22 protein-coding genes are annotated in these 23,866 nt (G+C 50.8%); 14 read left to right on the top strand and 8 right to left on the bottom strand.

Annotated elements, in window-relative coordinates:
- Positions 1–12 precede the first annotated feature (12 nt).
- The 3 genes from GS601_RS04785 to GS601_RS04775 all read left to right on the top strand — a co-directional run bounded on the left by GS601_RS04785 (position 13) and on the right by GS601_RS04775 (position 2,746).
- Complete coding sequence (locus GS601_RS04785) at positions 13–687, top strand: cation diffusion facilitator family transporter (RefSeq protein WP_162422125.1); 675 nt, start codon at positions 13–15, stop codon at positions 685–687.
- A 93-nt stretch (positions 688–780) separates the two neighbouring features.
- Positions 781–1,956 (top strand): M20 family metallopeptidase, encoded by a 1,176-nt coding sequence (locus GS601_RS04780; protein ID WP_162422124.1) that lies wholly within the window; start codon positions 781–783, stop codon positions 1,954–1,956.
- Positions 1,957–1,972: 16 nt separating this feature from the next.
- Positions 1,973–2,746: an HAD family hydrolase gene (locus GS601_RS04775; RefSeq protein WP_162422123.1), complete on the top strand. Its 774-nt coding sequence runs from the start codon at positions 1,973–1,975 to the stop codon at positions 2,744–2,746.
- Here GS601_RS04775 and GS601_RS04770 read toward each other — a convergent pair.
- The 3 genes from GS601_RS04770 to GS601_RS04760 all read right to left on the bottom strand — a co-directional run bounded on the left by GS601_RS04770 (position 2,737) and on the right by GS601_RS04760 (position 4,317).
- Positions 2,737–3,126, bottom strand: coding sequence for a response regulator (locus GS601_RS04770; RefSeq protein ID WP_162422122.1), 390 nt, complete (start codon positions 3,124–3,126; stop codon positions 2,737–2,739). The two genes, GS601_RS04775 and GS601_RS04770, sit on opposite strands and share 10 nt — an antisense overlap.
- Before the next feature lie 172 nt (positions 3,127–3,298).
- Positions 3,299–3,934, bottom strand: a complete 636-nt coding sequence (locus GS601_RS04765) for a class I SAM-dependent methyltransferase (protein ID WP_162422121.1) — start codon at positions 3,932–3,934, stop codon at positions 3,299–3,301.
- A gap of 53 nt (positions 3,935–3,987) precedes the next feature.
- Positions 3,988–4,317 (bottom strand): hypothetical protein, encoded by a 330-nt coding sequence (locus GS601_RS04760; RefSeq protein ID WP_162422007.1) that lies wholly within the window; start codon positions 4,315–4,317, stop codon positions 3,988–3,990.
- Positions 4,318–4,877: 560 nt separating this feature from the next.
- Here GS601_RS04760 and GS601_RS04755 point away from each other — a divergent pair.
- Positions 4,878–5,540: a hypothetical protein gene (locus GS601_RS04755; protein WP_162422120.1), complete on the top strand. Its 663-nt coding sequence runs from the start codon at positions 4,878–4,880 to the stop codon at positions 5,538–5,540.
- A gap of 318 nt (positions 5,541–5,858) precedes the next feature.
- Here the strand turns inward: GS601_RS04755 and crtD are convergent, their stop codons facing one another.
- Positions 5,859–7,388: a C-3',4' desaturase CrtD gene (gene crtD / locus GS601_RS04750; protein ID WP_162422119.1), complete on the bottom strand. Its 1,530-nt coding sequence runs from the start codon at positions 7,386–7,388 to the stop codon at positions 5,859–5,861.
- Between the two features lie 35 nt (positions 7,389–7,423).
- Positions 7,424–7,954 carry a peptide chain release factor 3 gene (locus tag GS601_RS04745; RefSeq protein ID WP_338016964.1) on the bottom strand — a complete coding sequence of 177 codons (531 nt, stop codon included), beginning with the start codon at positions 7,952–7,954 and terminating at the stop codon, positions 7,424–7,426.
- Positions 7,955–8,094: 140 nt separating this feature from the next.
- On the opposite strand from GS601_RS04745, the gene GS601_RS04740 reads away from it, so the two are divergent.
- Together GS601_RS04740 and GS601_RS04735 are read left to right on the top strand one after the other, a co-directional pair.
- Positions 8,095–9,426 (top strand): M16 family metallopeptidase, encoded by a 1,332-nt coding sequence (locus GS601_RS04740; RefSeq protein ID WP_338016963.1) that lies wholly within the window; start codon positions 8,095–8,097, stop codon positions 9,424–9,426.
- Positions 9,427–9,433: 7 nt separating this feature from the next.
- Complete coding sequence (locus tag GS601_RS04735; protein ID WP_162422118.1) at positions 9,434–10,312, top strand: fructosamine kinase family protein; 879 nt, start codon at positions 9,434–9,436, stop codon at positions 10,310–10,312.
- Between the two features lie 90 nt (positions 10,313–10,402).
- Here the strand turns inward: GS601_RS04735 and GS601_RS04730 are convergent, their stop codons facing one another.
- Positions 10,403–11,002, bottom strand: coding sequence for a YdcF family protein (locus GS601_RS04730; protein WP_238393087.1), 600 nt, complete (start codon positions 11,000–11,002; stop codon positions 10,403–10,405).
- 25 nt (positions 11,003–11,027) lie between these two features.
- Positions 11,028–11,855: a hypothetical protein gene (locus GS601_RS04725; protein WP_202924856.1), complete on the bottom strand. Its 828-nt coding sequence runs from the start codon at positions 11,853–11,855 to the stop codon at positions 11,028–11,030.
- 431 nt (positions 11,856–12,286) lie between these two features.
- On the opposite strand from GS601_RS04725, the gene ctpB reads away from it, so the two are divergent.
- Positions 12,287–13,582 carry a carboxyl-terminal processing protease CtpB gene (gene ctpB, locus GS601_RS04720; protein ID WP_162422116.1) on the top strand — a complete coding sequence of 432 codons (1,296 nt, stop codon included), beginning with the start codon at positions 12,287–12,289 and terminating at the stop codon, positions 13,580–13,582.
- A gap of 161 nt (positions 13,583–13,743) precedes the next feature.
- Here the strand turns inward: ctpB and GS601_RS04715 are convergent, their stop codons facing one another.
- On the bottom strand, positions 13,744–14,910 hold the full coding sequence (locus tag GS601_RS04715; RefSeq protein WP_162422115.1) for an NAD(P)/FAD-dependent oxidoreductase: 1,167 nt from the start codon (positions 14,908–14,910) through the stop codon (positions 13,744–13,746).
- Between the two features lie 618 nt (positions 14,911–15,528).
- Between GS601_RS04715 and pilM the strand changes: the two genes are divergently transcribed.
- The 7 genes from pilM (at position 15,529) to GS601_RS04680 (ending at position 23,849) form a co-directional block, all read left to right on the top strand.
- Positions 15,529–16,647 (top strand): type IV pilus assembly protein PilM, encoded by a 1,119-nt coding sequence (pilM, locus tag GS601_RS04710; protein ID WP_162422114.1) that lies wholly within the window; start codon positions 15,529–15,531, stop codon positions 16,645–16,647.
- Between the two features lies 1 nt (position 16,648).
- Complete coding sequence (locus GS601_RS04705) at positions 16,649–17,515, top strand: PilN domain-containing protein (protein ID WP_162422113.1); 867 nt, start codon at positions 16,649–16,651, stop codon at positions 17,513–17,515.
- On the top strand, positions 17,512–18,390 hold the full coding sequence (locus GS601_RS04700) for a pilus assembly protein PilO (protein WP_162422112.1): 879 nt from the start codon (positions 17,512–17,514) through the stop codon (positions 18,388–18,390). The genes GS601_RS04705 and GS601_RS04700 overlap by 4 nt, the downstream gene beginning before the upstream one ends.
- An 83-nt stretch (positions 18,391–18,473) precedes the next feature.
- Positions 18,474–20,873, top strand: a complete 2,400-nt coding sequence (locus GS601_RS04695; RefSeq protein WP_162422111.1) for a secretin N-terminal domain-containing protein — start codon at positions 18,474–18,476, stop codon at positions 20,871–20,873.
- A 342-nt stretch (positions 20,874–21,215) separates the two neighbouring features.
- Positions 21,216–22,463, top strand: a complete 1,248-nt coding sequence (locus tag GS601_RS04690; protein ID WP_338016962.1) for an MFS transporter — start codon at positions 21,216–21,218, stop codon at positions 22,461–22,463.
- 10 nt (positions 22,464–22,473) lie between these two features.
- Complete coding sequence (locus tag GS601_RS04685; protein WP_162422110.1) at positions 22,474–22,635, top strand: hypothetical protein; 162 nt, start codon at positions 22,474–22,476, stop codon at positions 22,633–22,635.
- Positions 22,605–23,849, top strand: coding sequence for a tellurite resistance TerB C-terminal domain-containing protein (locus GS601_RS04680; RefSeq protein WP_162422109.1), 1,245 nt, complete (start codon positions 22,605–22,607; stop codon positions 23,847–23,849). The genes GS601_RS04685 and GS601_RS04680 overlap by 31 nt, the downstream gene beginning before the upstream one ends.
- Positions 23,850–23,866: the final 17 nt, after the last annotated feature.

Here is a 23,866-nt window from a genome sequence, read left to right as displayed (position 1 = left end):
TGATAAGTATCGATGCATGCTCCCCATTCTACAGACTGCGCTTGTTTGATCCACGACCCCAAAACCAAGCAAAGGCAACTCTTGATCGCGTTGAGCCTGGTTAGCAGTTTCGCTGGAGTCGAACTCTACATCGGGCTTGCCAGCCATAGCCTCGCGCTCCTCGCCGAATCTGGGCACATGGTGTCTGACTGCATAGCGCTGCTGCTCGCCTTTCTTGCCACTCGCCTATCGCAGTCATCGTTGCAGTGGGGCTGGATTGGTGTGGATGCTATTGCCGTCAAGCCAACCCGCTCTCTAGAAACCTGGGCAGCCCTAATCAATAGCTGTGGGCTAGTTGCCGTCACCCTGTGGATTGCTTGGGAAGCGATCGCACGGTTTCACCTGCCCGCGCCAGACATTGCCAGCCAACCGATGCTGATCACCGCGATCGCAGGGCTGATCATCAACATGATCAACATCTCTGTTTTGCACCAGGGCAGCGATCGCGATTTGAATCTCCGCGCCGCGTTTTTGCATGTGGTTGCCGATGCCCTCGGAGCCGTTGGGGTGATCATTGCTGCGATCGCTGTTGCCTGGTTTCATTGGGTCTGGGCAGATAGTGTAATTAGCCTCGCGATCGCCCTGCTGATTTTCGGTTCGGCGGTTCCCCTGATTGCCCAGAGCCTCAAAGAATTGCGGGGACTTTAGATCGCCTAACCTACCTGAGAATCGTCACCTGAGAACAACGCGCGCAAGTTCACAAGTCTTATCATTGAATGAAGCACTTTATCAGCGCTATTCATGAAAGACCGCATCAAAGATCTTGCTCTTGCTCTCGCTCCGCGTTTGATTGAAATTCGTCGCCATCTGCATAGCCATCCAGAGCTAAGTGGGCAGGAATATCAAACAGCAGCGTATGTCACGGGCGTTCTATCATCTTGTGGATTGCGGGTCAAAGAAGCGATCGGGAAAGTGGGCGTCTTAGGAGAATTAGACGGGCGAGGTCAAGATCCGCGCTTGCTGGCAATTCGCACCGACATGGATGCGTTGCCCATTCAAGAACGCACCCAGCTAGAATTTGTCTCTCGGCAGCCTGGGGTGATGCACGCCTGTGGTCACGATGTCCATACGACAGTAGGCTTGGGAACCGCAATGGTTTTGTCTCAACTCGGAGAAGCCCTCCCCGGCACCGTTCGCTTTTTGTTTCAGCCTGCTGAAGAAATTGCTCAAGGGGCAGAATGGATGGTGCAAGATGGCGCAATGACCAATGTGAACGCCATTCTGGGAGTGCATGTTTTTCCCTCGATTCCTGCTGGCAAAATTGGCATTCGCTACGGAGCGCTCACCGCCGCCGCCGATGATCTGGAAATAACGATTACAGGAGAATCGGGACACGGAGCGCGCCCCCATGAAGCGGTCGATGCGATTTGGATTTCGGCTCAGGTGATTACCGCCCTGCAACAGGCGATCAGCCGCACCCAAAATCCGTTACGCCCGGTGGTGCTGACGATCGGCAAAATTAGCGGCGGACGAGCGCCAAACGTGATTGCCGACCGAGTGACGATGCAAGGAACGGTGCGATCGCTGCATCCCGAAACCAGCGAAGCCCTGCCCGATTGGATCGAAAACATTCTCTCTCACGTCTGCCAAACCTACAGCGCAACCTATCAGCTAAACTATCGTCGTGGAACGCCGTCGGTGCAAAATGATTTGAAGCTGACGGGGTTGATAGAAGCGTCGGTTAAAGAAGTGCTAGGAGCCGAGAGCATTCAGATTATTCAAGAGCCATCGCTGGGAGCCGAAGATTTTTCTTGCTATCTCAAGCACGCTCCGGGGAGTATGTTCCGCCTGGGGGTAGGCTTTCACGAAAAGCGCAATTATCCCCTCCATCATCCTCAGTTTGAGGTGGATGAGTCAGCGATCGTCACGGGTGTGATCGCGATGGCGTGGGCAGCCTACAACTACTGGCGACACTAGCTGAGTCCTTCCTAATTTGGTCACCATCTACTGCAACGGCATTCAGTTTCAACATGTGCAAGCGATCGTCTTCGACAAAGATGGAACGCTTGCCAACTCTCTTGGCTTTTTGCATAAGTTGGGGCAAAACCGCGCCCAAGCGGTAGCTGCCGAACTGCCTGGATTAGAGCATGAGGTTTTGCGCTGCTTTGGATTTTTAGGGGAAACGCCAAGCTTCACCCCACCGGCGCTCAACCCGGCAGGGCTATTAGCCGTGGGCACACGCCTGGAAAACGAAATTGGCGTGGCGGCACTCATTGCCCAAACGGGGCGAGATTGGATCGAAGCCCTCGCGATCGCACGTTCTGCCTTTCAGCAAGCCGACCAGGAGTTGGCAAACGGCTCGATGCTCACCAAAGCAGACCTCACGCCACCGTTCGAGGGCATCATCGATCTGGTGCGATCGCTCCGTGCTTGCGCCCTAAAACTCGCCATTCTATCGAGTGACAGCCAAACCAACGTAGAAGAGTTTGTGACGCGATATGACCTTGCCCCCTATTTTCAAGTGTTGGCAGGCGCACACCACATCTTCACCAAACCCGATGCCCAATTGCTGCACTCGGTTTGCACGGCGCTAGAAACCCCTGCCCAAAACACTCTCGTGATTGGAGATGCGATCGCAGATATTCAGCTTGCCGCCCATGGCAATGCCCTCGGTAGCATTGGGGTTACGTGGGGAGGGGTTACCGCCAAGCAACTTGCCTCAGCCACTGCGATCGCTCATACCGTTAGCCAGATTGTTCAGGTGTGAGCCGTGACCGGAGACCGCAAGTGCGTTTCTACCGTGGTCAAAAGTTCGTCAAAATCAACGGGTTTGCGAATCAGATCGTTTGCACCAATTTCGGAATAGGGCAAATGAGAAAACTCGTCATATGCCGTGAGCAGCACGATCGGCAATTCGGTAGCCGGTTTTTGCTGACGAACTTGGCGAGTCACATCGTAGCCCGTCAACCCTGGCATCATAATGTCGAGCAACACTAAGTCAGGCGGGGCGTATTGAATTTTGTGCAACGCGATCGTGCCATCTAAAGCCGTATCGACGCTGTATCCTTCATCTTCTAAAACAGCTTGTAATAAGAACAGATTGTCTAGCACGTCATCGACAACCAAGATGCGGTAATTGTTAGCCATTGTGAGTTAAACGCTGAATAAACACCACACCAAAACATCAGAGTATATAGAACTCCAGACTATATAGAACTATAGAAAACACACTCCAGCTAAGTTATAGGCGTTCTCCAGGGAACTGATCTCTTACTGAAGACGGATTTGCTGACGCAGAAGTCGTAGCTTAATTTTTGCTTTATTTTTCAGCCGCCGCATCTGTTTTTCGAGCTATTCCTTGATAGAGATACCCCGCGATCGCTGGTAATCCTTTTGCTGGAAATTGAGTCACTGTCACTTGCCCAAACTGCTTTTCAACCAGGTGTTGAATGTCGCGATCAAGATGACAGCCATCGGCAATCAGTTTTTGAACGGGAGTAAGGCGATGTTGCCACACTTGAATGTTCGGATCACGACTCAGCCCATGTTCAATAAAATAAAAGGCTCCATCGGGCTTTAACACGCGATAAATTTCTTGCAGAGCTTGGTCAAGGTTAGCAATGCTGCACAGTGTCCATGTGCTGACGACACTATCAAACGACTGATCGGGCAGGGGCAACGATTCACCATTCACAACCTGATGATTGACCGCGATCGCAGAGGCGCGAATTCGGCGTTGTGCGATCGTGCTCATTCCTGGGTTCACATCAACGGTTGTAATCGCGTGAACTGATGCGGGATAGTGTTGCAGATTCAATCCTGTCCCAAACCCAATTTCTAAAATGGTTCCCTTCACATTTGCCAACACGTCTCGGCGATACTGCGAAAGTTCGTCACCCGACATGGCAAGATCCATCAGGCGGGGAAACAGCCAACGCGCATAAAGATTGGTCATGGTAAGAAAAATACAGAGTTGCCGTTCCTAAATTCTCGCTAACTAATACCAAATTAATCTGTAAATGCTGCCAGACGGGCGACCTCCCCCAACTCTTCCTGAGTCAGGAGGGGAGCCGGAAAGTCCCTCCTGAGCAAGGGGGGATGCCGTAGCCAACCGTCGCCAAGAGTGCTAGATCCAATCAAAAGCTTTTGAATGTTATCAACTAAGCCCGTGGGTTGCGGGGAGTAACCATAGTCGGCAAATAGCAACTGAGCGTGATAAAGCAAGATCACCACAGCCGCAAATATCTGAATTCCTTCTAACCAAGGCAAACGCCGCGACTTTTTAGAGCTTTGTGAAGCGAGCCATGCTGTCTTTAAATGGGTCTCTAAACGGGGCATTCACAACAATCCTTGTTCAACCGAGATCTCAAAACTGCGTTTTAGCAAAACCAGAATTTAATATGACAAATTTTTTGTGCGGTTGGCTAAAAGTCTATCTATTTGCAGATCTACCCGTTCAAAAGGGTTGAATTTGCAGTTTGTCTGCATACCTTAGGAACCATAAAATATTGACCAACACATAACCCCATCAGTAAATCAGGAGAAACGCAGCATCTAGCGACGATAAGATATTCCAAGCGCTAGTTTAGAATATTTCCTAGCAAAAACATTGCAAAAGCTGCCCACAATCTCACCTAGGTCTTCAAAAAATGAAACTTAGCGAGAATTACTTAACCTGATAGGGAACCCTAAGTGCCAGCCCAACACAGGCTTGAAAGCTATAAATCCCAGTTTTCCATTGCAGACATAGCAAACCTAAATAATGAGTGAAATGCGACAGCCGCGCACCTTACAAGTTATTTAGAGTTATTAAATGTGAATGCTATCCGCACCATTAATGAACTGCAAAAATAAGAACAGCTTAAACCATATGTGCTTTGCCCTAAGGATTTTAAGCCATGCCTTTATCACCTTTAGCCAAGTATTCTGTTCGCAAACTGGTTCGTCAAAACCTCAATGACTTAAGTAAAATTTTTGGTACAGACGCTAGCTATCAAATTCTTAATGTCGATTTAGATAAGATTATTAATCACATTTACTTAGACGATGCCGAAATTTCTATTAAAGTTAATGAATTAGAAGCATTAACTAAAATTTATGCTGATCTCGAAAAAAATGGCAGTGATGAAGCAGATTTTTCGGAAATTAAACGCAGAATTTTTAATATTTTAGGCTTTAGAGAACATAGATGTTTTCCATCTCAACTGCCTATCATTGTGCAAGAAACAATGACTTCAATGTTCTATTTTTACTATGAGAATGAAGTCAGAAAAGGAATTCGATACCAAGGAGAACTTTATGGTGCAGTCTACAAATTTGATGTAACAAATCGCTTGGAAACCTATCAAATCGCTTGGGCATTTTCAGAGCAAAATATACCCCTTGTTGTCACTGTCTCTGGGCAAGGTCATACCCTTTGGATAAACCTGCGATCGCTAGCTTACAGCGTCCTTCTCCATCAAGACATGATGCTTCTAAAGCTAGTTCTGCCTTTGCATAGTGCTCTCCGTAAGTGTAAGTATGCTATTTTTCGCCAAGGCAGAGGAAGAATCAAAGGCTAACTCTTCTATTGAAGCCTAACGCTCAAGATGCTGGTGCTAAGTTGCGCTTTTGGGTTGGGTGCGATCGCTAAAACTCAATCTAAATGTACTCTTAATAATTCTACAAACCTAAAAATATCACCGGAATGAGTGATACTCATTTTTAGAAAAGTTTGCTTTTATAGTAGAAGACTTGCTTCGGAGCGTTTTTCGGCAGCCTTGCAAAAGGCTGTTTTTTTTTGACTTATTATTCATAAGAGTCCCCTCAAGCGGTTTAGCAGTTGGGTCGAAACTTGAGGAATTTCGCACGGTACAGAACCGTACAAAGCTCTACTCAAACTATCTCTTTGCTGCCTCGATCTGTCGAACTACGGTTAGCGCAGAATAGCTGACTCCCGCCGTTCCTTCTCCTGGATGGGTTGAGTCGCCCACAAGCCACAGATGATGTACTGGAGTGCGATTTGCAAAGCCAAACGGACCAAACGTTGGAATCCGTTGCCCAATTCCTCCAACGATGCCTTGGGCGCGACCCGTATAACGCTGAAACGTGCGGGGCGTAGCAGATTCTTGATGAATAATTGTCTCTGTGTTGAGCGTGAAGAATTGCCCTAGCCGCGCGATCGCAGCCTCGGCATAGCGCTGTTTCATCGCGTCATAGTTACCTTGCTCCCATGCCATCACATCGGTAAACGAAGACGCAATGATCGTTGCTTTGCCCTCCGGTGCTCGACCATCTCCCGCACGACTCACCGATACAAAGAGCGAATTATTCTCTGCGATCGCGCCGTCGTAGTTATACAAAAACTGTAGATGCGGCGGACAATTTTCCGGAATTGCGGAGTGATCAACGCCCAGATAAAGCACAAAGGCCCCGGAGGCAGGCGGCAGTTTCTCAACTCGGCGCTGATACCCGTGGGGAGCATTCTCACCCAACAGCCTCACCAAATCTTGAAGTGTGACGTTTGCAACCACATGATCAGCCGGTTCTAGCCAGGTTTCATCGGTGCTCTGATCACGAATCGTCACCCCTAGGGTCTGCTTGCCTTGGGTATGAATCTGCTCAACCGTATGCCGCATCACCAATTTGCCGCCGTCGCGCTTTAGCGCATCCATTAAGCGATCGCTCAAAACTTGCATACTCCCGTGCAGGTGAAACAATCCGTGGGGTTGCTGAGAAACGCCTAGCGCCGTTGCTGCATACAGGAGTGCTGTTTCATCGGCATCGACTTGGGAATAGAGCTTAAGCTGCAAATCGAGAAAAGTTTTTAAGCGGCGATCGCGCTCTAAGCCATAGCCTCGCAGCGCATCACCCACGGTAGAAAACGTATGAGGCACGGTTAACAGCGTGTCTGGGCGAAGCGCTTTGGTGAGTTGCCACAGATCCCAGCCACTGCGCGGAGGAAGCACCGGATCTCGCATCTGAAACGCCCAACTACGACGAAACAGATCCGCAAGCAGTTGCCAAAACGGTTCGCTTCCAGGAAATTGTCGCTGTCGCTCTGCCTTCCACCGCTCCGGATCTCGCCAAACATTGATCGGCTCGGTTTCTCCGGGTAGATACACCGCACACGCCGGATCGCAAAATGTCGCTTTAGGCAGATCAATCTCAAGTTCTGAAAAAATACGGTGATGAATGCCGCCCGGTTCTAATCCTGCTACCTGCGTGGCTCCCACATCAAAGGTAAAGCCCTTGCGTTTGAACGTAGAAGCACATCCGCCCGGTACGATCGCTTGGTCAAACACGGTAACGTTGTAGCCCCGGTGCGCCAGCAGAGCGCCTGCCGTCAGTCCACCTATTCCTGCACCAACCACTACGATCTTGCGTCCTAAAGATGCCTTGCGTTCTAACGAACCCTGCTGACTCACCATAGCGACACATTTTACATTCCGTAACACTCCCAATTTTAATATAGATGGCAAAATCCTAGGATTTGAGCGCAGACGGAATAAGGCAAGACTTCCAGACGAGTTTCAACGCCATACTCTTGCGCCAGACGAAACTGCACGACCTCAAATTGAAGCTGTCCGACCGCTGCCAAAATGGGATCGCGCTTACTCTCATCCGTTGAGTTAAGAATTTGCACCGCACCTTCTTCTTGCAACTCCGATACTCCTTCGTTGAAGTTCTTGTACTTCGTTGGGTCGGTGTTTTTGAGGAAAGCAAACAGTTCAGGAGAGAAAGAGGGAATGTCAGGATATTGTAGCTTTGCACCGCTATACACGGGATCGCCAATGACGAAACTGCCAGGGTTATTCAGCCCCACTACGTCTCCGGCATATGCGATCTCAACTGTTTCCCGGTCTTGGGCAAAGAGTTTCTGAGGATGAGACAGGCGCATTGTTTTGCCCGTGCGGACGTGAGTCACCACCATAGCTTTCTCAAACTTGCCAGAACAGACCCGCAGAAAAGTAATGCGATCGCAGCTATGGCTCACAAGTCATAGTCATTACAAGTCATAGCGATTAGACGAATGATTACCATGCTATTCAAGAATTTGGTCGCTATGAGTTCACAGAGTTAGAGGATGAAAATACCCCTCCTCCAACAAAGTTTTAAGTTTTACTACGGAGTAAGATGGATGAAGCACTTGCCAATTCTGGACGGGATATGACTTCGATTCTCATCAAATCTCCGAAACTCAATTCGCCTACCGTTCATCGCTTACCCAATGGTTTAACGATCATTGCTGAACAGATTCCCGTCGATGCGGTCAATTTAAATGTGTGGCTCAATGTTGGCTCTGCGATCGAGCCTAACGCGATCAACGGCATGGCTCACTTTTTAGAACACATGATCTTTAAAGGAACCCAGCGGCTCAAGAGCGGCGAATTTGAGCAACAGATCGAGCAACGGGGCGCAGTCACCAATGCGGCGACCAGCCAAGACTACACTCACTACTACATCACAACCGCTCCCAAAGATTTTGCTGAGTTAGCGCCGCTTCAGCTTGATGTTTTGCTCAATGCCAGCATTCCAGACGAAGGCTTTGAGCGCGAACGGTTTGTCGTTTTAGAAGAAATTCGTCGCTCTGAAGACAATCCGCGTCGCCGCAGCTATCAGCGCATGGCAGAACTAACCTTCGAGACACTGCCCTATCGCCGCCAAGTTTTAGGACCCACCTCGGTGATCGAGCAGCTTGTACCGCAACAGATGCGAGATTTTCACTCGACGTGGTATCGTCCTGCATCGATGACAGCAGTAGCAGTAGGCAATCTTCCCGTCGATCGCTTGATCCACATCATCGAAGAGAGCGTAACCCAACTCTTGCCTGCCTCGTCTCATCCTGTTCCCGACCGGCTCCCCAACCTTGCCGGTTCTGCTGCCGAATCTCCTTTCACGCACATCGTCCGCCAAGAATACGTCGATCCGGCTCTCAAGCAAGCTAGGCTGATGATGCTCTGGCGGGTTCCGGGCTTAACGGATATACAGAACACGTACGAGCTAGATGTGTTGACGAGTGTGTTGGGGCAGGGCAGAACGGCGCGATTGGTCAAAGATTTACGCGAAGAGCGGGGATTGGTTTCTAGTGTGTCAGCCAGCAACCTGACCTACTTACATCAAGGCGTGTTTGCGGTTTCGGCGCAACTACCGGTCGAGCATGTTGAGGCAGTCGAAGCGGCGATCGTAGCTCATATCCAACATCTCCAATCCGGTCGCGTTACAGAGTCAGAGATGGCTCGCGTTCAAACTCAAGTTGCCAACCATTTCACGTTTGGCAACGAAACGCCGAGCGATCGCGCTGGACTCTACGGCTACTACCAAACCCTGGTCGGGGGTTTAGAACCTGCCTTCAACTATTCGGCTGCCATTCAGTCGCTGTCTGCCTCGGCTCTACAAACCGCCGCCCAGACCTACCTGCCGACCAACGCTTACGGCATCGTCGTGATTAAACCTGGCGAATCATAACTGTCTTATGTGGTCTTCTATCGACACCCAAATTTCCCAGGCGATCGCCCAGCCCTTCGAGAGCCGCGATCGCAGGGCTGTTGGTGGCGGATGCATCAACCAAGGCTACCGCGTGTCAGACGGCGATCGCACATTTTTTATCAAGCTGAACCGCGCCGATCAGCTTGCCATGTTTGAGGCAGAAGCGCTTGGGTTGCAGCACCTGAGAGAGGCAAACGCGATTTTAGTACCTCAACCGATTTGTTGGGGAGTAGCAGAAGACTCGTCTTACCTGGTGCAAACCTGGTTAGAGCTTGGTCAGGCTAGCAGCCCTGCTTGGGAGGAAATGGGTCGGCAACTGGGCAGGCTTCATCACGTTCAAAAAGCCACGGCGTTTGGATGGGAGCGAAACAACACGATCGGGTCTACGCCTCAGCACAATCCCTGGACTTTGAGTTGGAGCGAGTTTTTTACCCACCATCGGATCGGTTATCAGTTGCAGCTTGCCCAACAGCGAGGAGGGCGGTTTCCCAACTGCGATCGCTTACTAGCTGCCGTTCCAGAACTGCTTGCCGGTCACGCGCCGAAACCCTCCTTGGTGCATGGCGATTTGTGGTCAGGCAATGCGGCAGTCACAACCTCTGGTCAACCCGTGATTTTTGATCCGGCAACCTACTGGGGCGATCGCGAGGTAGATCTCGCCATGACTGAGTTATTTGGTGGGTTTCCGCCTGCGTTTTACCAGGGCTACAACGCGGTTTTCCCAGTTAACACCGGTTATTCGCAGCGAAAAGTTCTCTACAACCTCTACCATGTTTTGAATCATTTCAACTTGTTTGGTGGGGGCTACGCCGCTCAAGCCGATCGCATGATTGGGCAACTTTTATTAAATGTGCGTTCGATGTAGATTATCTGCTTTGTTGTGCGGGGCTTCCTGGAGGTGCGATCGCAGCGAAAGAACTCTGTCAAAGCCACGTTTTATTAAACGTTTAAGCGTCTAGATCCGAGGAATACCGCGCCGCTCACAGCTAAATCCTTGTCTTGCCCAAGCCGTCAAATCAACCTCGTTGAGGCGCACCATATTCGAGCATCTTGGTGAGTAAACCTGGCTCATCCCCGCCCAAACCAAGCTCCGAGCCACATCTAATCCAGTCTTCCAGCCAAATTCTCGATTGCCGGGAACCCCTGGCTCTGCCACGATCGCTGGCTCCACCCAAATCCGATGTGCTCCTAACACAATTTGTGCCAGCCAAACCGCCCGTGGAAGGTGGCTCTCGGAAGTGATCAACTTCACATGGTGAACTTTCCACGATCGCAGCGTTGGCAGGCTAAAGCAAACGTTATCAAACGTCGAACGGGCGCATTTCTCAAGCCACACCTGGTCTACTGGAGCGTGAGCCTGCTGAAACACTGACCGGATGCAGGGATCGCTTGATCCCTGGGAAATCAGAATTGGCGTGGTTGGAGAGCCGTTTGCCAGTTGTGCAGCCGCAATTTCGCGCTGGATGCTGCCTCCTAGTACCAAAACAGCATCGACTGGAGATGAAGACGCTATCCATAGCGACAGCCAGATCGATACTACCCAGCCAATTAGCAATCCCGCGAGCAGCCCGAAGAGGCGTTTAAGGAGTTTTGGATGTTGACTTCGCAGGTTGAGCCGGTATTGGCAGCGTAAAGAAGGGTTGCCCTTGCTCATCAGCTTTTTCGATCCCGCCTAGTGCTAAAATTTCTTGCCTTGCCCGTGCCTGCGTTTTGCGATCTCCGATCGCTCCCGCTTGAGCAAAAACCGTCGTCCAGGCTTGAAAGCGGACGAGTTTGCTATCGGGGTTGGTCTTTAAAAAAGCTGCCGTTTCCCGAAAAACAGGGGCAATGGCTTGATATTCCTCGGTTTCACCACTCCACGCTGCCGCCATTTCTAACGACTGCACCGCCCCTGGCACATCGCCCAACAGCAAAAGCTGGTCTAGAGCAGCAAACCGCCACACGGTGAACGCTTTCGGTGTCATCTGGGGCGAAAGGGCTGCCATCCCTCGCTGCATCAAGGTCAGGGCTTGTTCGGGCTGTCCTAACTGATGCGATAGGGTTCCTGATAAGAAAAGGTAGGTCTCTGCAAAGCGGGGATCGCGCTGGGTCACAATGTCAAAATATTTTGGGGTCAGCCCATAGCCTGCTTGCGATCGCGCGGCTTCATCCCCGTAATATTGCAGGAAATTCAAAAACGCCCAATCTGCAATCAAATTCTCGAAGCCGAAACTAGGCGATTTGCTCAACAGGCTTAAGCGGATCGATTCTTGCTGCTCGGCTTGGGTCGGGCTTTCCACCCAGAGGGATGGCTTTTGAAGCTGAGTGCGTTGCATAGAGATGATCCCCGCGATCGCGGCAAGTGCGATCGCACCCTCTACCACCATCATCATCCACGGTCTAACCAACGGTTTTATGCTAAATTCCACAGGGCAACCTCACCACAAAACTTAACCAAAATCTGGGCATTGTCCTGGTTAATATGCCCAGACTGAATGGAATTGTTGTGAAGAGGGTAACGACTGTGTGCGATTTTCCCCAGATTACGCTACATTACTTTTGCAGCAAAGACACTTTATAAACTGTCCTGAAACTGTCACAATCTCTTCAAGTCACCTGTGTATTCTGTACCTAACGCTTGGGGTTGAGTAGCAGTCTCCTCTGCTTCATGCCCTCAGTATCTTGGGTCATTCCTTTAGTATCTTTGGCTATCCTATTCTCTGGTCATACCATATAGCAGCCCTGGGTTTCAGCCGCCGCAGTCGGGTCTTTAAATTCGTTGACTAGGCTTACTGAATGCGCTGAACGAGGGTGAATCTATCTGTATGTAGCTGTCCACCTTAAAATCAGCACCACCTCAATGAATCGACCCTCGCTTCTCCAAGTAGCCTTCTGTAGTGGTGTGATCGCCGCCACAGCTACCACCACTGTGTTTGCTCCTGGTCGCTCAGTCCGTGCCGCTTTGCAAGATAGCCCCAAGGCAGTACTTGATGAAGCATGGCAGATTGTGAATCGTGAGTACGTAGATGGAACGTTTAATAAAAATGACTGGTCACAAGTTCGGCAGGAGTTGCTCAGTAAAAACTATACCTCCCGTGAGCAAGCCTATGACGCGCTACGGGGTGCTCTAAAGAAGCTGAACGATCCCTACAGTCGCTTCATGGATCCTAAGCAGTTTGAGGCATTGAGCAACCAAACATCCGGCGAACTCTCTGGCGTCGGCATTCGGCTAGAACTCAATGAGCAGACCAAAGAACTGACCGTGGTTGAGCCGATTGAAAATTCTCCAGCCTTTAAAGGAGGGATCAAGTCGGGCGATCGCATCTTAGCCATTAACGGCAAGCTCACCAAAGGCATGACCGTAGAAGATGCTTCCAACCTAATTCGGGGCGAAGCTGGAACGAAGGTAACGCTCAAGATCGGTCGGGCTGCCTCTGCCTTTGATTTGGCAATCACGAGAGCCAAAATTGAGCTTCAGACCGTCCGCTATAGCCTCAAGCAAGAAGGCAAAAGCCGGATTGGCTACATCCGCTTGAACGAATTTAGCAGTCATGCATCGGATCAAATGCGCCGTGCTATCCAGGATCTGACCGCTCAGAAAGTGGATGCTTTTGTGCTTGATTTGCGAGGAAATCCGGGGGGGTTACTGCAAGCAAGTATCGACATCACCCGGATGTGGATGGATCGAGGTGCGATCGTTAAAACGGTGAACCGTCAGGGAGGCAGCGAAGAATTTACAGCCCGAAATACGGCACTTACAAAACTGCCCTTGGCGGTGCTGGTCAATGGTCAGTCGGCAAGCTCTAGTGAAATTGTCACCGGCGCGCTGAAGGACAATGGACGCGCTACCGTGATTGGCAGCCAAACCTTTGGAAAAGCACTGGTGCAGTCGGTTCATTCTCTATCGGATGGATCGGGCTTGGCGGTCACGATCGCTCACTACTACACGCCCAAAGGCACAGACATCAGCCAAACAGGAGTGACCCCCGATGTCAAAATCGACCTGTCGGACGCGCAGCAAAAGTTCTTGTCGTCTAATCCGAAGTTGATTGGGACACCGCAAGATCCGCAGTATGCCCGTGCTATCTCTGTGATCCAGAAAACAGCATTGGCAAAACCCGTCGTGAAACCGACTGCTCAGCAAAGCTTGCGCTAAGACTTTGGGTTTGCAAACAGCACAAATCGGAGAAGCCATCTTAGCTCTTACCCTGAGCAGGATGGCTTTGTTGTAGCGCTATAGACTCTGCGTTATGGGATAGTTCTAGCATGCAAGGGTGAGGGCAAATCTTAGCGCGATCGCACTGCCCTGTATAAACCTTACATAAATCTGGACGGGGATAGAGGCGCAAGCAGGGGGTCGCGTTGTCCCGTGGCGTGAGCCGCAAATCGGCGGGCGAGGGGAGGCACGATCGCTAGAGGATTGCTGAAACCGGAGAAGAGATGAAGCCCTTCATAGCCCTCAATTTCGCCGATTAGAGGTAAGCGATCGCGGCTAAATGCAATCAAACAGTGATGCCACGTTCCCGAAAGCGTACCGAGTTTTGGCAAGATCTGACCAATCTTTTGCCGCAGAACTGCTTCGCTTTGAGCGGCATTCACCTGAGCCGCTGCATCAGTCAAAGTGCGGCTGACTTGACCGATGCGAATCCTGCCGTCTAAAAACTGCACGGCTCCTGCGTCCAAAATAGCCGGCGCAGGTTCGTTGCCAGGAACATCCCACAGTGCCTCCACATCTGGGCAAGTGGCATTGGCTTCTAGAGCAAAGCGCTCCGCTTCGGCGGGCATCACCAAGGTGCGTAAGCGCAGATCAACGGGCGGCGTTTCGAGCAGTTCGGCATGGGTAAAGTATTGGTTTACCGAAATTTTGGCAGCATTGAGAAACTGCCGGGTCACGCCTCCTGTGCAAACCGCGACGTTTTTTGCAGAAAATGTTTCGGTCGGCGTAATCACGCCGGTGATTTTAGCGACCGTTTTCTGAAGGTGGGCAACGTGGGCAATTTTTAGGTCTCCACCCAATCGCTGAAAGGCTTGACAGTAGGCTTGTGTTGTCACTTCAGGTTCGATATGCCCGTGGTTGACGGTGAGGGCTCCTGCGATCGCGTCTCGATTCAACAATGGCTCTAGCTCCCAAGCTTCGTTGATGGTGAGGAGCGTGGGAGGAATGGCAAACTGGGCATAATTTGTGGCGATTTGGTCTGGGTCATAGTCAGATGAAATCGTTAGTAGTAAATCCAACTCCCGAAACTGCGTGTCGGCATCAAGCTCGGCGCAGAGCGAACGATGAATGGCAAGACCTTCACCACAGAGTTGTGTAGTTAGCTCAGTTGTACCTGACCAGTAGGCGATGCCGCCATAACTCAAGCGCGTTGCCGATTCGGGCTGCGCTGATTGATCGATTAATAGCACTGAGAAGTGTTGCTTGGCTAATTCGTAGGCGAGCGCTGCACCCGTAATTCCTGCGCCAATCACGATCCAATCATGCATAGGGAGTACTCAACCCAAAGAACTGCATCTGCTCTTAACTGTGAAACAAACTCTGCACATTTGCAATCGCCATCCTTCAGTAGACAAGGCAATTCAGTACTACTACGCGGCTCTGTCTGCATTTATGATCAGTATTAACTCGGATACAAACTAAAAACGATTGATCACTTTTAAACATTGCGTATACGATGCATTTGGTAAGCTGCCCTTCAAGTTTTGTTGAATCAGATTTTACCTATGCAAAGCAACCCAATCCATTAAATTAGAAAATATTCTCAGAAGCAGACATAAGAGCGTTCTTCGACAGAATACGCCTATTTCAGATCGGAGATTTTTGCGCTGAAAATGCAGTTTTTTCAGTTAACAAATAAGATTTTTAGTATTAGATTGAATTGTGTGGTTTTTGTAAATCTTGGGTAGTCTAAGCTCGTTAAGCCTTAGAAAAATTATTGGCAATCAATAGATTTTCTCTGTGTTAACACTTAATGTTTGATTCTTTTTGATCAAACATTTCAACGTGAATTAAATTGAGTACTGTGCGTTAGCATCGGCACCCTTGCCACTATTTTTGATGCTAATCCTGGTCATCAAACTATCTTCTAGTGGGCTAACAACGCTGTGGTTAACGGTCTAAAAAGTCTGGTTTCTAAAAAGTCTAAGGGCATCGGGATAGAACTGGCTCCCGATCGCATCAACATTGTGCAGCTACGCAAGCAAGGACAAGGGTTTAAGCTAGCAAACTACATTACGGTTCCGGTTCCTGATGGTGTGTTTAAGGAGGGTGAAATCATTGATCCGCCTGCGATGGCTGAGTTGATCCAAACTGCTCTGACAGAAAGCAAAATAAAGGTAAAACGTGTAGCAACCGCCATTCCGGGAGGGCGAGATACCGTCACCCGAATTATTCCCGTCCCGGCAGAACTTGACGATCGAGAACTGCGCGAAATGGTACTCAATCAAGAAGCCGGACTCTATCTCCCGTTTCCCCGTGAGGAAGCTGATGTTGACTATCAAAAGCTAGGGCTATTTATTGATGAAGATGGGATCGAGAAAGTTCAAGTTTTATTAGTTGCTACTCGCAAAGAAATCACCGATAGCTATCTCGCAACCTTTCAACAAGCTGGCTTAGAAGTTGACGTTTTAGAAATCAGTAGTTTCTCGCTCATCCGCACTATTCGAGAGCAATTGCGACAGTTTGCGCCTCAAGAAGCAGTGGCATTAGTAGACATCGAATTTGAGAGTACAGAGATCTCGATCGCAGTCGATGGCGTTCCTCAATTTTCGCGAACTGTGCCGATTGGTACATTCCAAATTCAAGGGGCGTTGTCGCGGGCAATGAATTTGCCACCATCACGCAACGCAGATTTGTTACAAGGCATGACCGTTCCACTCAATACGATGGAAACCGTAGGGGCACCCCGTGGTGGTGGTGCTGGTGGCGCGAGTCCTGGGGCAGCCGCCATGATGCGTGTGTTAGGAGAACTCGCCGACGAACTGCGCCGTTCCATCGATTTCTATCTCAACCAGGGCGAAAACTTAGAAGTGGCACAGCTTCTGCTCGCCGGACCGGGAGCCGCGATCGGGCAACTCGACGAATTCTTTACCCAGCGCTTGAGTTTGCCCTGTAGCCAGATCGATCCGGTGGCTGCCCTATCGCTCGAAGCGGCAGAGATTTCGGACACGGCTCGGTCTGGATTGGGCGTGGTGTTGGGATTAGGACTACGGGAGGCATGGTGAAATGTATAGTTTAGATGTCAATTTTCTCAACGATCGCCCAGAGATCAAGCCTAACGGTCGCCGAGCGGGGCGGGTACCAAAAATTGCGATTTCGAGTGGCGACAAGCGCCCTCTATATATTGGGCTGGCGGCTCTGGTTGCCTTTCCGGTGTTTGCTGGCGCAATTTATGGCATTTTGCTGCTGAAAACGGGAGAGCTAGAGCAACAGCAGGCAACGCTAGACAGCCAGTTAGGCAACCTAGAGGTTGAGAAGAAAAATTTAGAGTCGATCGAAACCCAGGCAAAGCAGGCATCTGAAGAGGCGCAGGCACTGGCAACGGTGTTTAACCAAATTAAGCCGTGGTCAGCGATGGCGCAAGATATCCGCGATCGCTTGCCAGCTAATGTGCGGCTTCTGACGATCAAGCAGCTAGAGCCGCAAGATACAGGCAGCGCGGCGGCGACGACAGCGAAGGTGTCTAACGTTGTGCAAATTGATGGATCTGCCAACTCGTTTAATGATGTCAACGATTTTCTGCTAACGCTGCAACAGTCTAACTTTCTCAGACCAGAAGTGACAAAGATTGTGAATGCCCAATTGGGAGAAGAGAATCCGCTGAAAATACCCGACCTGCCCAATGTCCCATTCAAGCGAACCGGAGACTCGCTCAAGCTACCCAAGCCGGTTAATTTTTCGATCGTGACGGCGGTGAGCGATGTTCCGGCGTCTGACTTGATTCGGGAACTCGATCGCAAGGGCGCGGTTGGGCTAGTCACTCGGATCGAAACGTTGCAAGATCGGGGCGTGATTGCGACCCCATCGGCGCAGGCGGCTGGGTCTAAAGGTGCGGCAGAGGGCAAGCAAGACAAGGGAGCAAGCAAACCATGAACGGCGGAGATTTTATTCAAGACTCAGAGTTTGAGTTGAGTCCGAGTTATCCAACGGTGTTTGGGTTGACGATGACTCCGGTGGTGCAGGGTGTCTTGTTTGGGCTGGGCGGAGTGCTGGCGTGTGGGGCGATCGTCATGTATTTGGTTAGCCCGACGTGGGAAAACTATCAGGCATTAGATGCCAAGGTGAAGGAAAAAAGCGAACAAGTTAAGCAACAAGATGCAATTCGTCAGCAGATTAAAGAAGCGAAGGCTAAGTTAGAAAAATCGAAACAACAGCGTGAGCAGGTTTATGCATTGTTTGCGAATGAGAAATCTATGGATACACTGTTGCTAGATTTAAATCAACAGATTGAAAAAAACAACGTTGGCTTACTCACTGCAAAGCAGTCAAAGCTAAATGCTTGTCCGATTTATGTGCGGCAAGCCTTTGCAAGTAGTGAAGGGGCAGACAAGTTTAATCAAGAGTTTGGGGCGTTGGTTGCCCAAGCCCAACTGAGCAAGTTTAAGCCGAGCGAAAAGGGTGTCGAGGTGGTTAACGATGGTTCTTTGGGCGCGGCGGTAGACAACAAGCTAAAGCGCCAATCGATCGATGTGGAGTTTGAGGGCAATTTTAATCAAACTCAATCGATTTTTAGAACGATCGAGCGATTGCAGCCGTTGTTGCTCGTTAGAAATCTTGATGTGAAGGTGGGTGACGGTGCCAAGGCGGGGACGCAGCTATTTGAAGTTGAACCGGATGGGCGCATTCGTTATCTGACCAACTGTCAGCCGGATACAAAGATTACGACATCTTTCCAGATGCAGGCGTTGTTGCCCCTTAATGATGGCGATCGCAAGGCGATCGCAGCAACTCCAACGCCGACACCCTGAGCCAAGTCAGCCATTTTAGACCGGGAGAGGCATTGTCTTTTTCCCAACCCCCAACCCCTATTTTTCCCTAGAGGAGTGAATCCGTGAAAGAGCTTCGAGGACTCGGCGCAATGACCGCCGCTACGATCGCACTATTTGCCAGTCAGCCTGCTATGGCTGCCCCCACCCAAGTGAGCAATGTCAAGCTCAATCCGACGGGATCAGGGGTGGATGTGGTGTTAGAGACCCAAGGTGGCAACAAAGCGCCGCAAGTGTTTAACGTGAATCGGGGCAATACGTGGACGGCTTATGTTTTTAATGCTCAGATTGCTCGACCGTTTCAGCAGGCGAATCCTGCACCGGGAATTGCGTCGGTTTCGGTCAGTTCGATGGGCGGGAATGGAGTGCAGGTAGTGGTTGTTGGGCAAGGGGGAGTGCCGACTGGGCAAGTGGCGAGTCGCAATGCTCAGGGTGTGATTTTGAGTGTGGCGAGCACGGGTGGTGTGGCAACGGCTGGAAACGGTAGGGTGGCTCAAGTGACTCCGACTGTGGCTCAAGCGGCTCCAACCCAAGTGGCTCCGGCGGCTCCGGGTACGGTGATGATGCAGGTGACGCCTCGTCCTCCGGGGACGCCTGTTGCGCCGTTTGTGCCCAATGCTCAGATTCAGCCGAGTGGCGCACCGTTTGTGCCAACTGCACCTGTTCCGCCGTTGATGCCGCGTGCCGTTGCGCCTCCGGTTGGTGATCAATCGGTAGCTCAGATGGATGCCTCGCCTTCAGCGATCGATCTTGGGACAAATGAACGAATTCCTCGCCTAGTGCTGCGAGATGCGCCGGTGCGAGAGGTATTGGCTTTGTTGGCAAAAGCGGCAGGCTTGAACTTGGCGTATAGTGAGGCTTCTAATGGAAATGGAGCCGCTGCCGCCGGAGCCACCGGAGCCGCCGCAAAATCTGGCGGCCCGACCATTTCGCTCGATATTGAGAATGAAGCCGTTCAGGATGTTTTCAACTATGTATTGCGGATTACTTGCGTTCCTGTAATGGCACAAGGTGGAGCCGCAGGCGGAGGCGGACAGTGTGCAGCGCTTGAAGCAAACCGAGTCGGACGGACTATCTTTGTGGGCACTCGCCTCCCGGATGAAGCGCGTAATTTGATTTCTCGGACAATTCGCCTGAATCAAGTGAATTCGAGTGAGGCGGCTGCTTTCTTGACAACGCAAGGGGCTGAAACCCAACGCCCATTTGAACAAGTTGAAATTCAAACGATTGGCGAAGGAGCGGCAGCACGAACGGTTGAAACCCGGACGCCAACCATTTTGGCATTGAGACCTACCGAAGGAACAGGTGCGCTAGTTTTAAGGGGATTGTCTGTTTCGACTAACGATCGCCTAAATTCCATCACGATCACCGGAGCGCCGAAAAAGGTAGAAATTGCGACTGGGTTTCTGACTCAGCTTGATGCTCGTAAACGTCAAGTGGCAGTCAATGTCAAGATTGTAGATATTAACCTACTGAAAACAGAAGACTTCAACACGAGTTTCTCGTTTGGTGTTGGCAACAACTTCTTTAGTGTTGATCAAGGAGCCGCCGTTTTTAATTTCGGCTCTGTTCGACCTCCAACCAGTGCAGAAGTGCGGGGTAGCTTAGCTTCTGCGCCTGTCACCGGGAGCTTATTCCCAGAAACGTCAAGTTCAGGGCCCTTTGTTCGAGAGAATAGTAACTCTCCGTTTGGCACGCCTGGAACTGGCGCACGCGCCCCCTTTGGAACAAATAGCGATCCCTTTGCTCCGGGGCCAACTGCGATTACTCCTCCAACTATTGATGGCACGACGGGAATTGTCACTACACCCGGCACCATTACTTACGGCTTACCTTCTTTGTTCCAGTTTCCTTCAAAGTTTTTGTCTCGCTTGCAGTCTCAGGTGGTGAGCGGTAACGCGAAGGTGTTGTCAGATCCTACGGTGGTGGTTCAGGATGGTGAAAGTTCGAGTGTTCGTCTAACGAGCGAAGTTTTCGCAGGATTTAAGCGAAACATCCAAGCCAACGGTGCGCAGAGTACAACCGTTGACGAGCCAATTATCAAAGAAGCAGGTTTGATTCTCAATATGCAGGTTGATCGCATTGACGACAACGGATTTATTACTCTCCGCGTCAATCCGATCATTTCATCACCCGGATCATCTGTGCAAACTCCTCAAGGTCAAATTACGTTGATCAATGGTCGGAGTATTCAGTCTGGTGCGATTCGAGTGCGAGATGGGCAAACGTTGATTTTGTCTGGAATTATTCAGGAAAGCGATCGCGCTACGGTTAGCAAGGTGCCGATTCTTGGTGACATCCCGATCCTAGGTTCGCTGTTTAGAAGCACAAATCGCAACAAGCAGCGTCAAGAAGTGATTGTGATGCTGACACCAAGAATTATGGATGATAGCGATCGCTCTACCTACGGTTATGGCTATGTGCCGGGTAAAGAGGTGCGAGAGTACATCCAACAGCAGCGCTAGCCGAGTTAGTCACGTCGTCACAATCGATCGCCGAGGGTTGGAGTAGTCTAATCCTCGGCATTTCTAATGCAGCAGAATGAGGTTCTGATCTCGGAGTTCCAGGTTCTGAAGGCGAAAGGTCAAGCTCTGATCTCGGAAGGTGTTGAATTGACAACTAAACGACGAGGCTTCAAACCAAGCCTCCAGAACTTGCTGTAATTCTTGCGCCTCATCATTTTGCTGCAAGCACTACAGACGACCGATCGCGCAAATCCAACACCCACAGATCGCCCAAGCACCCCCATCCACCCAGCCGTAAGACTGTTATCCTTTCAGACATACCATTTTGTCATCGTTAGCACTGTGTCATTTCTCCCGCGTCTACAGCGTCAGGTTTGGCTGCTTGCCTTTGGTCGGCTCCTCTCACAAATTGGCACAGGATTCACGCTCTTCTATGCGCCCATTTTCTTTGTCAACCAAGTTGGTCTTTCGGCAACTGCCGTAGGGCTTGGCATTGGCAGCGCCTCGATTTCGGGCATCATTGGGCGGGTACTGGGCGGCAGCTTTGCTGACTCAAAATTTTGGGGACGCCGCCGCACCTTACTGCTGTCTGCCGCTATATCTGCGATCGCAGATGTCTTCCTCGCCTCAGCCTACAACTTTCCCACCTTCGTTGTTGGCAATCTGTTCATGGGGTTGGGCATTGGCATCTATTGGCCTGCCACCGAAGCCGTTGTAGCAGACCTCACCACCCCCGATCAGCGCAACGAAGCCTACTCTATCACCCGCCTCTGCGATTCCTTGGGGTTGGGCATTGGCGTCGTTCTGGGTGGCATCTTGATCAGCACCACCGGACTTTATCGATTGCTATTTGTTGTAGATGGCATTTCCTTTGTTGTGTTTTTTGGCATGATCTATGTTGCGATCGCAGAAACCAATCGGTCATTTAACCAGCACTCTCAATTGAGTGGATGGAAAACTGCCCTCAGCGATCGCAGACTGGTAATCTATGCGATCGCAAACACGATGTTTACCACCTACATTGTGCAAATCGACAGCACATTACCGCTTTATTTTAGTAACTTCGTTCGTGTTGACGGATCAGATCGCGGATTTGAACCCGCAACCATTAGTATTTTGTTCACCGGCTATCTCACCCTGGCGGTTTTAATTCAACTTCCCATTGCCCGTGCCCTCAATCGCTGGCGGAGATCGCAAGTGCTGATGGTCTCTGCCCTGTTTTGGAGCCTGGGCTTCTTGCTCATCTGGATCACCGGAACATCCCCTCAAAACACCTTAACCTGGGCCGCGATCGCCTTAAGTGTGCTGTCGTTTGCCATCGTCACTTACACCCCATCCGCCGCTTCCCTGGTGGTTGAGCTAGCCCCCGAATCCTTGCGCGGCGTCTACTTAGGCATCAACTCCCAATGTTGGGCACTTGGCTACCTGATCGGCCCTCCCCTCGGCGGCTGGGCGCTCGACCAACCCCGCCCCGTTGCCAATCGCTACTGGTTATTTTTAATACTTAGTGTTGCGATCGCGCTCAGCATTTTGTGGACGTTGGATAAAATGATGGTTCGCAGCCGCGAAAATTCCAGTACAAATGAATGAATGAGGATAGATGCGAAACCGCCCTGCACTCACCAGCTTAATTCCCAAGAAAAAAGGCGCGGGCAGCAGCGATCGGGTCATTCCTCAGCCTTTCTTCCCGATTCCCGAAGCTTGGCAGAGCCAGGTGCACCTCACAACCCTATGTTCAAAAGTCGATTGCTTCTCAGCTTAACCGCCTTCAGCGTTAGTTTCTTCATCGGGCTACTCACCGCAAGAGACTTCGGCAGAGCGCTACTCATGGGGGCAATCACCGTTGTTGCCAGTCTGATCGGCGTGGCAGCCACAGAAGGACGCTATCGCCATGCCCTGAGCCAACGCAGTGAAGAATTGAAACTCCATATTCGGGCGCTGCAACGCAGACGGGCAGAAGCTTACGAAGCCCTCGTGATCATGACTACAGAGCGCGATCAGATCGCCAATAGCTTGAACTCTATGCAAACGCAGCTTCGCACGTTGCAGATCCAAAGCTCTAATCTCTGGAAACAAAAAGAAGAACTGAGTTGGAATCTGGGCACAACCGAACTGCCGCCCACGGCAAATCAAATGTATGGGCTGCAAGTCAGACTCAAAGAACTTGAGCAGAAAGAAGCAGAGCTAAACAACGCCCTTTCGGCAACGCTTTCTGCTAAACAACGCGCCGAGCTTGCCGTTAAAACCACCCAAGCCGAACTCAACCAGATTCAAGCCCAACTGCTCGACCATGCCCACCGCAAAGACGACCTAGACAAAGAAATCGCTACCCTGACTACTCAAAAGCAGCAGCTAGAGATGGAACTGGTCGCCCTAGAACCCAGAGTTCGCGACCTGGAACGCTACCGCACCGAACTGAATCAATTTTTAGCCTCTGCCGAACCCAAGCGACAGCAGGTGGAAAATAGTTCGCGATCGCTTCAAGGGGCGATCGAGCATCTCCAGGTGCAGATCTCTTCGCTCCACGGGGAGTTGGGGCAACTCGAAACCCAGATTTTAGAACGGCGCGACCAAAAAGAAATGCTCGATCAAGAGCTAGCCTCCCTCCAGGGCGAACTCACCAGCAAAACCCCACTATCCGCGCAGACCCCGCCCCTTCAGCCCCCATCTCAACCCAAGGCGGGTGCCGATTCTGCCCTGCCCACGATGGAATGGATGAATTTTTTCAATCAGCTTTCTGATTCTGAATTTAAAGCCTTGATTGCGATCGCAGAACACACCAACCCTAGCCCTGCCCTCAAGCAAATTTCAGAAGATCACCTGACTATGCCCGCGCTGCTGATCGACTCGATTAACGAACATGCCATGGATACGGTCGGAGATTTAATTATCGATCCCAGTGCTAGCGCCCCGATCGTGGCTCCAGAATATGCCGAGACGATCCACGCCTTGCTAGAGCATTTACGAAAGCCTTAGCCTACTGTAACTATTTG

The organism is Myxacorys almedinensis A (genome assembly GCF_010091945.1).
GTDB classification, from domain to species: Bacteria; Cyanobacteriota; Cyanobacteriia; order Leptolyngbyales; family Leptolyngbyaceae; genus Myxacorys; species Myxacorys almedinensis.
Note: the sequence above shows the minus strand (reverse complement) of the source record. Positions and strands in the feature narration are given on the sequence as shown.

Excerpts from the sequence above, each read along its gene's own strand:
- GS601_RS04785 (WP_162422125.1), top strand. The coding sequence starts at position 13 with ATGCATGCTCCCCATTCTACAGACTGCGCTTGTTTGATCCACGACCCC.
- GS601_RS04780 (WP_162422124.1), top strand. The coding sequence starts at position 781 with ATGAAAGACCGCATCAAAGATCTTGCTCTTGCTCTCGCTCCGCGTTTG.
- GS601_RS04770 (WP_162422122.1), bottom strand. The coding sequence starts at position 3,126 with ATGGCTAACAATTACCGCATCTTGGTTGTCGATGACGTGCTAGACAAT.
- GS601_RS04765 (WP_162422121.1), bottom strand. The coding sequence starts at position 3,934 with ATGACCAATCTTTATGCGCGTTGGCTGTTTCCCCGCCTGATGGATCTT.
- GS601_RS04760 (WP_162422007.1), bottom strand. The coding sequence starts at position 4,317 with ATGCCCCGTTTAGAGACCCATTTAAAGACAGCATGGCTCGCTTCACAA.
- GS601_RS04755 (WP_162422120.1), top strand. The coding sequence starts at position 4,878 with ATGCCTTTATCACCTTTAGCCAAGTATTCTGTTCGCAAACTGGTTCGT.
- crtD (WP_162422119.1), bottom strand. The coding sequence starts at position 7,388 with ATGGTGAGTCAGCAGGGTTCGTTAGAACGCAAGGCATCTTTAGGACGC.
- GS601_RS04740 (WP_338016963.1), top strand. The coding sequence starts at position 8,095 with ATGGATGAAGCACTTGCCAATTCTGGACGGGATATGACTTCGATTCTC.
- GS601_RS04735 (WP_162422118.1), top strand. The coding sequence starts at position 9,434 with ATGTGGTCTTCTATCGACACCCAAATTTCCCAGGCGATCGCCCAGCCC.
- ctpB (WP_162422116.1), top strand. The coding sequence starts at position 12,287 with ATGAATCGACCCTCGCTTCTCCAAGTAGCCTTCTGTAGTGGTGTGATC.
- GS601_RS04715 (WP_162422115.1), bottom strand. The coding sequence starts at position 14,910 with ATGCATGATTGGATCGTGATTGGCGCAGGAATTACGGGTGCAGCGCTC.
- GS601_RS04705 (WP_162422113.1), top strand. The coding sequence starts at position 16,649 with ATGTATAGTTTAGATGTCAATTTTCTCAACGATCGCCCAGAGATCAAG.
- GS601_RS04700 (WP_162422112.1), top strand. The coding sequence starts at position 17,512 with ATGAACGGCGGAGATTTTATTCAAGACTCAGAGTTTGAGTTGAGTCCG.
- GS601_RS04685 (WP_162422110.1), top strand. The coding sequence starts at position 22,474 with ATGCGAAACCGCCCTGCACTCACCAGCTTAATTCCCAAGAAAAAAGGC.
- GS601_RS04680 (WP_162422109.1), top strand. The coding sequence starts at position 22,605 with ATGTTCAAAAGTCGATTGCTTCTCAGCTTAACCGCCTTCAGCGTTAGT.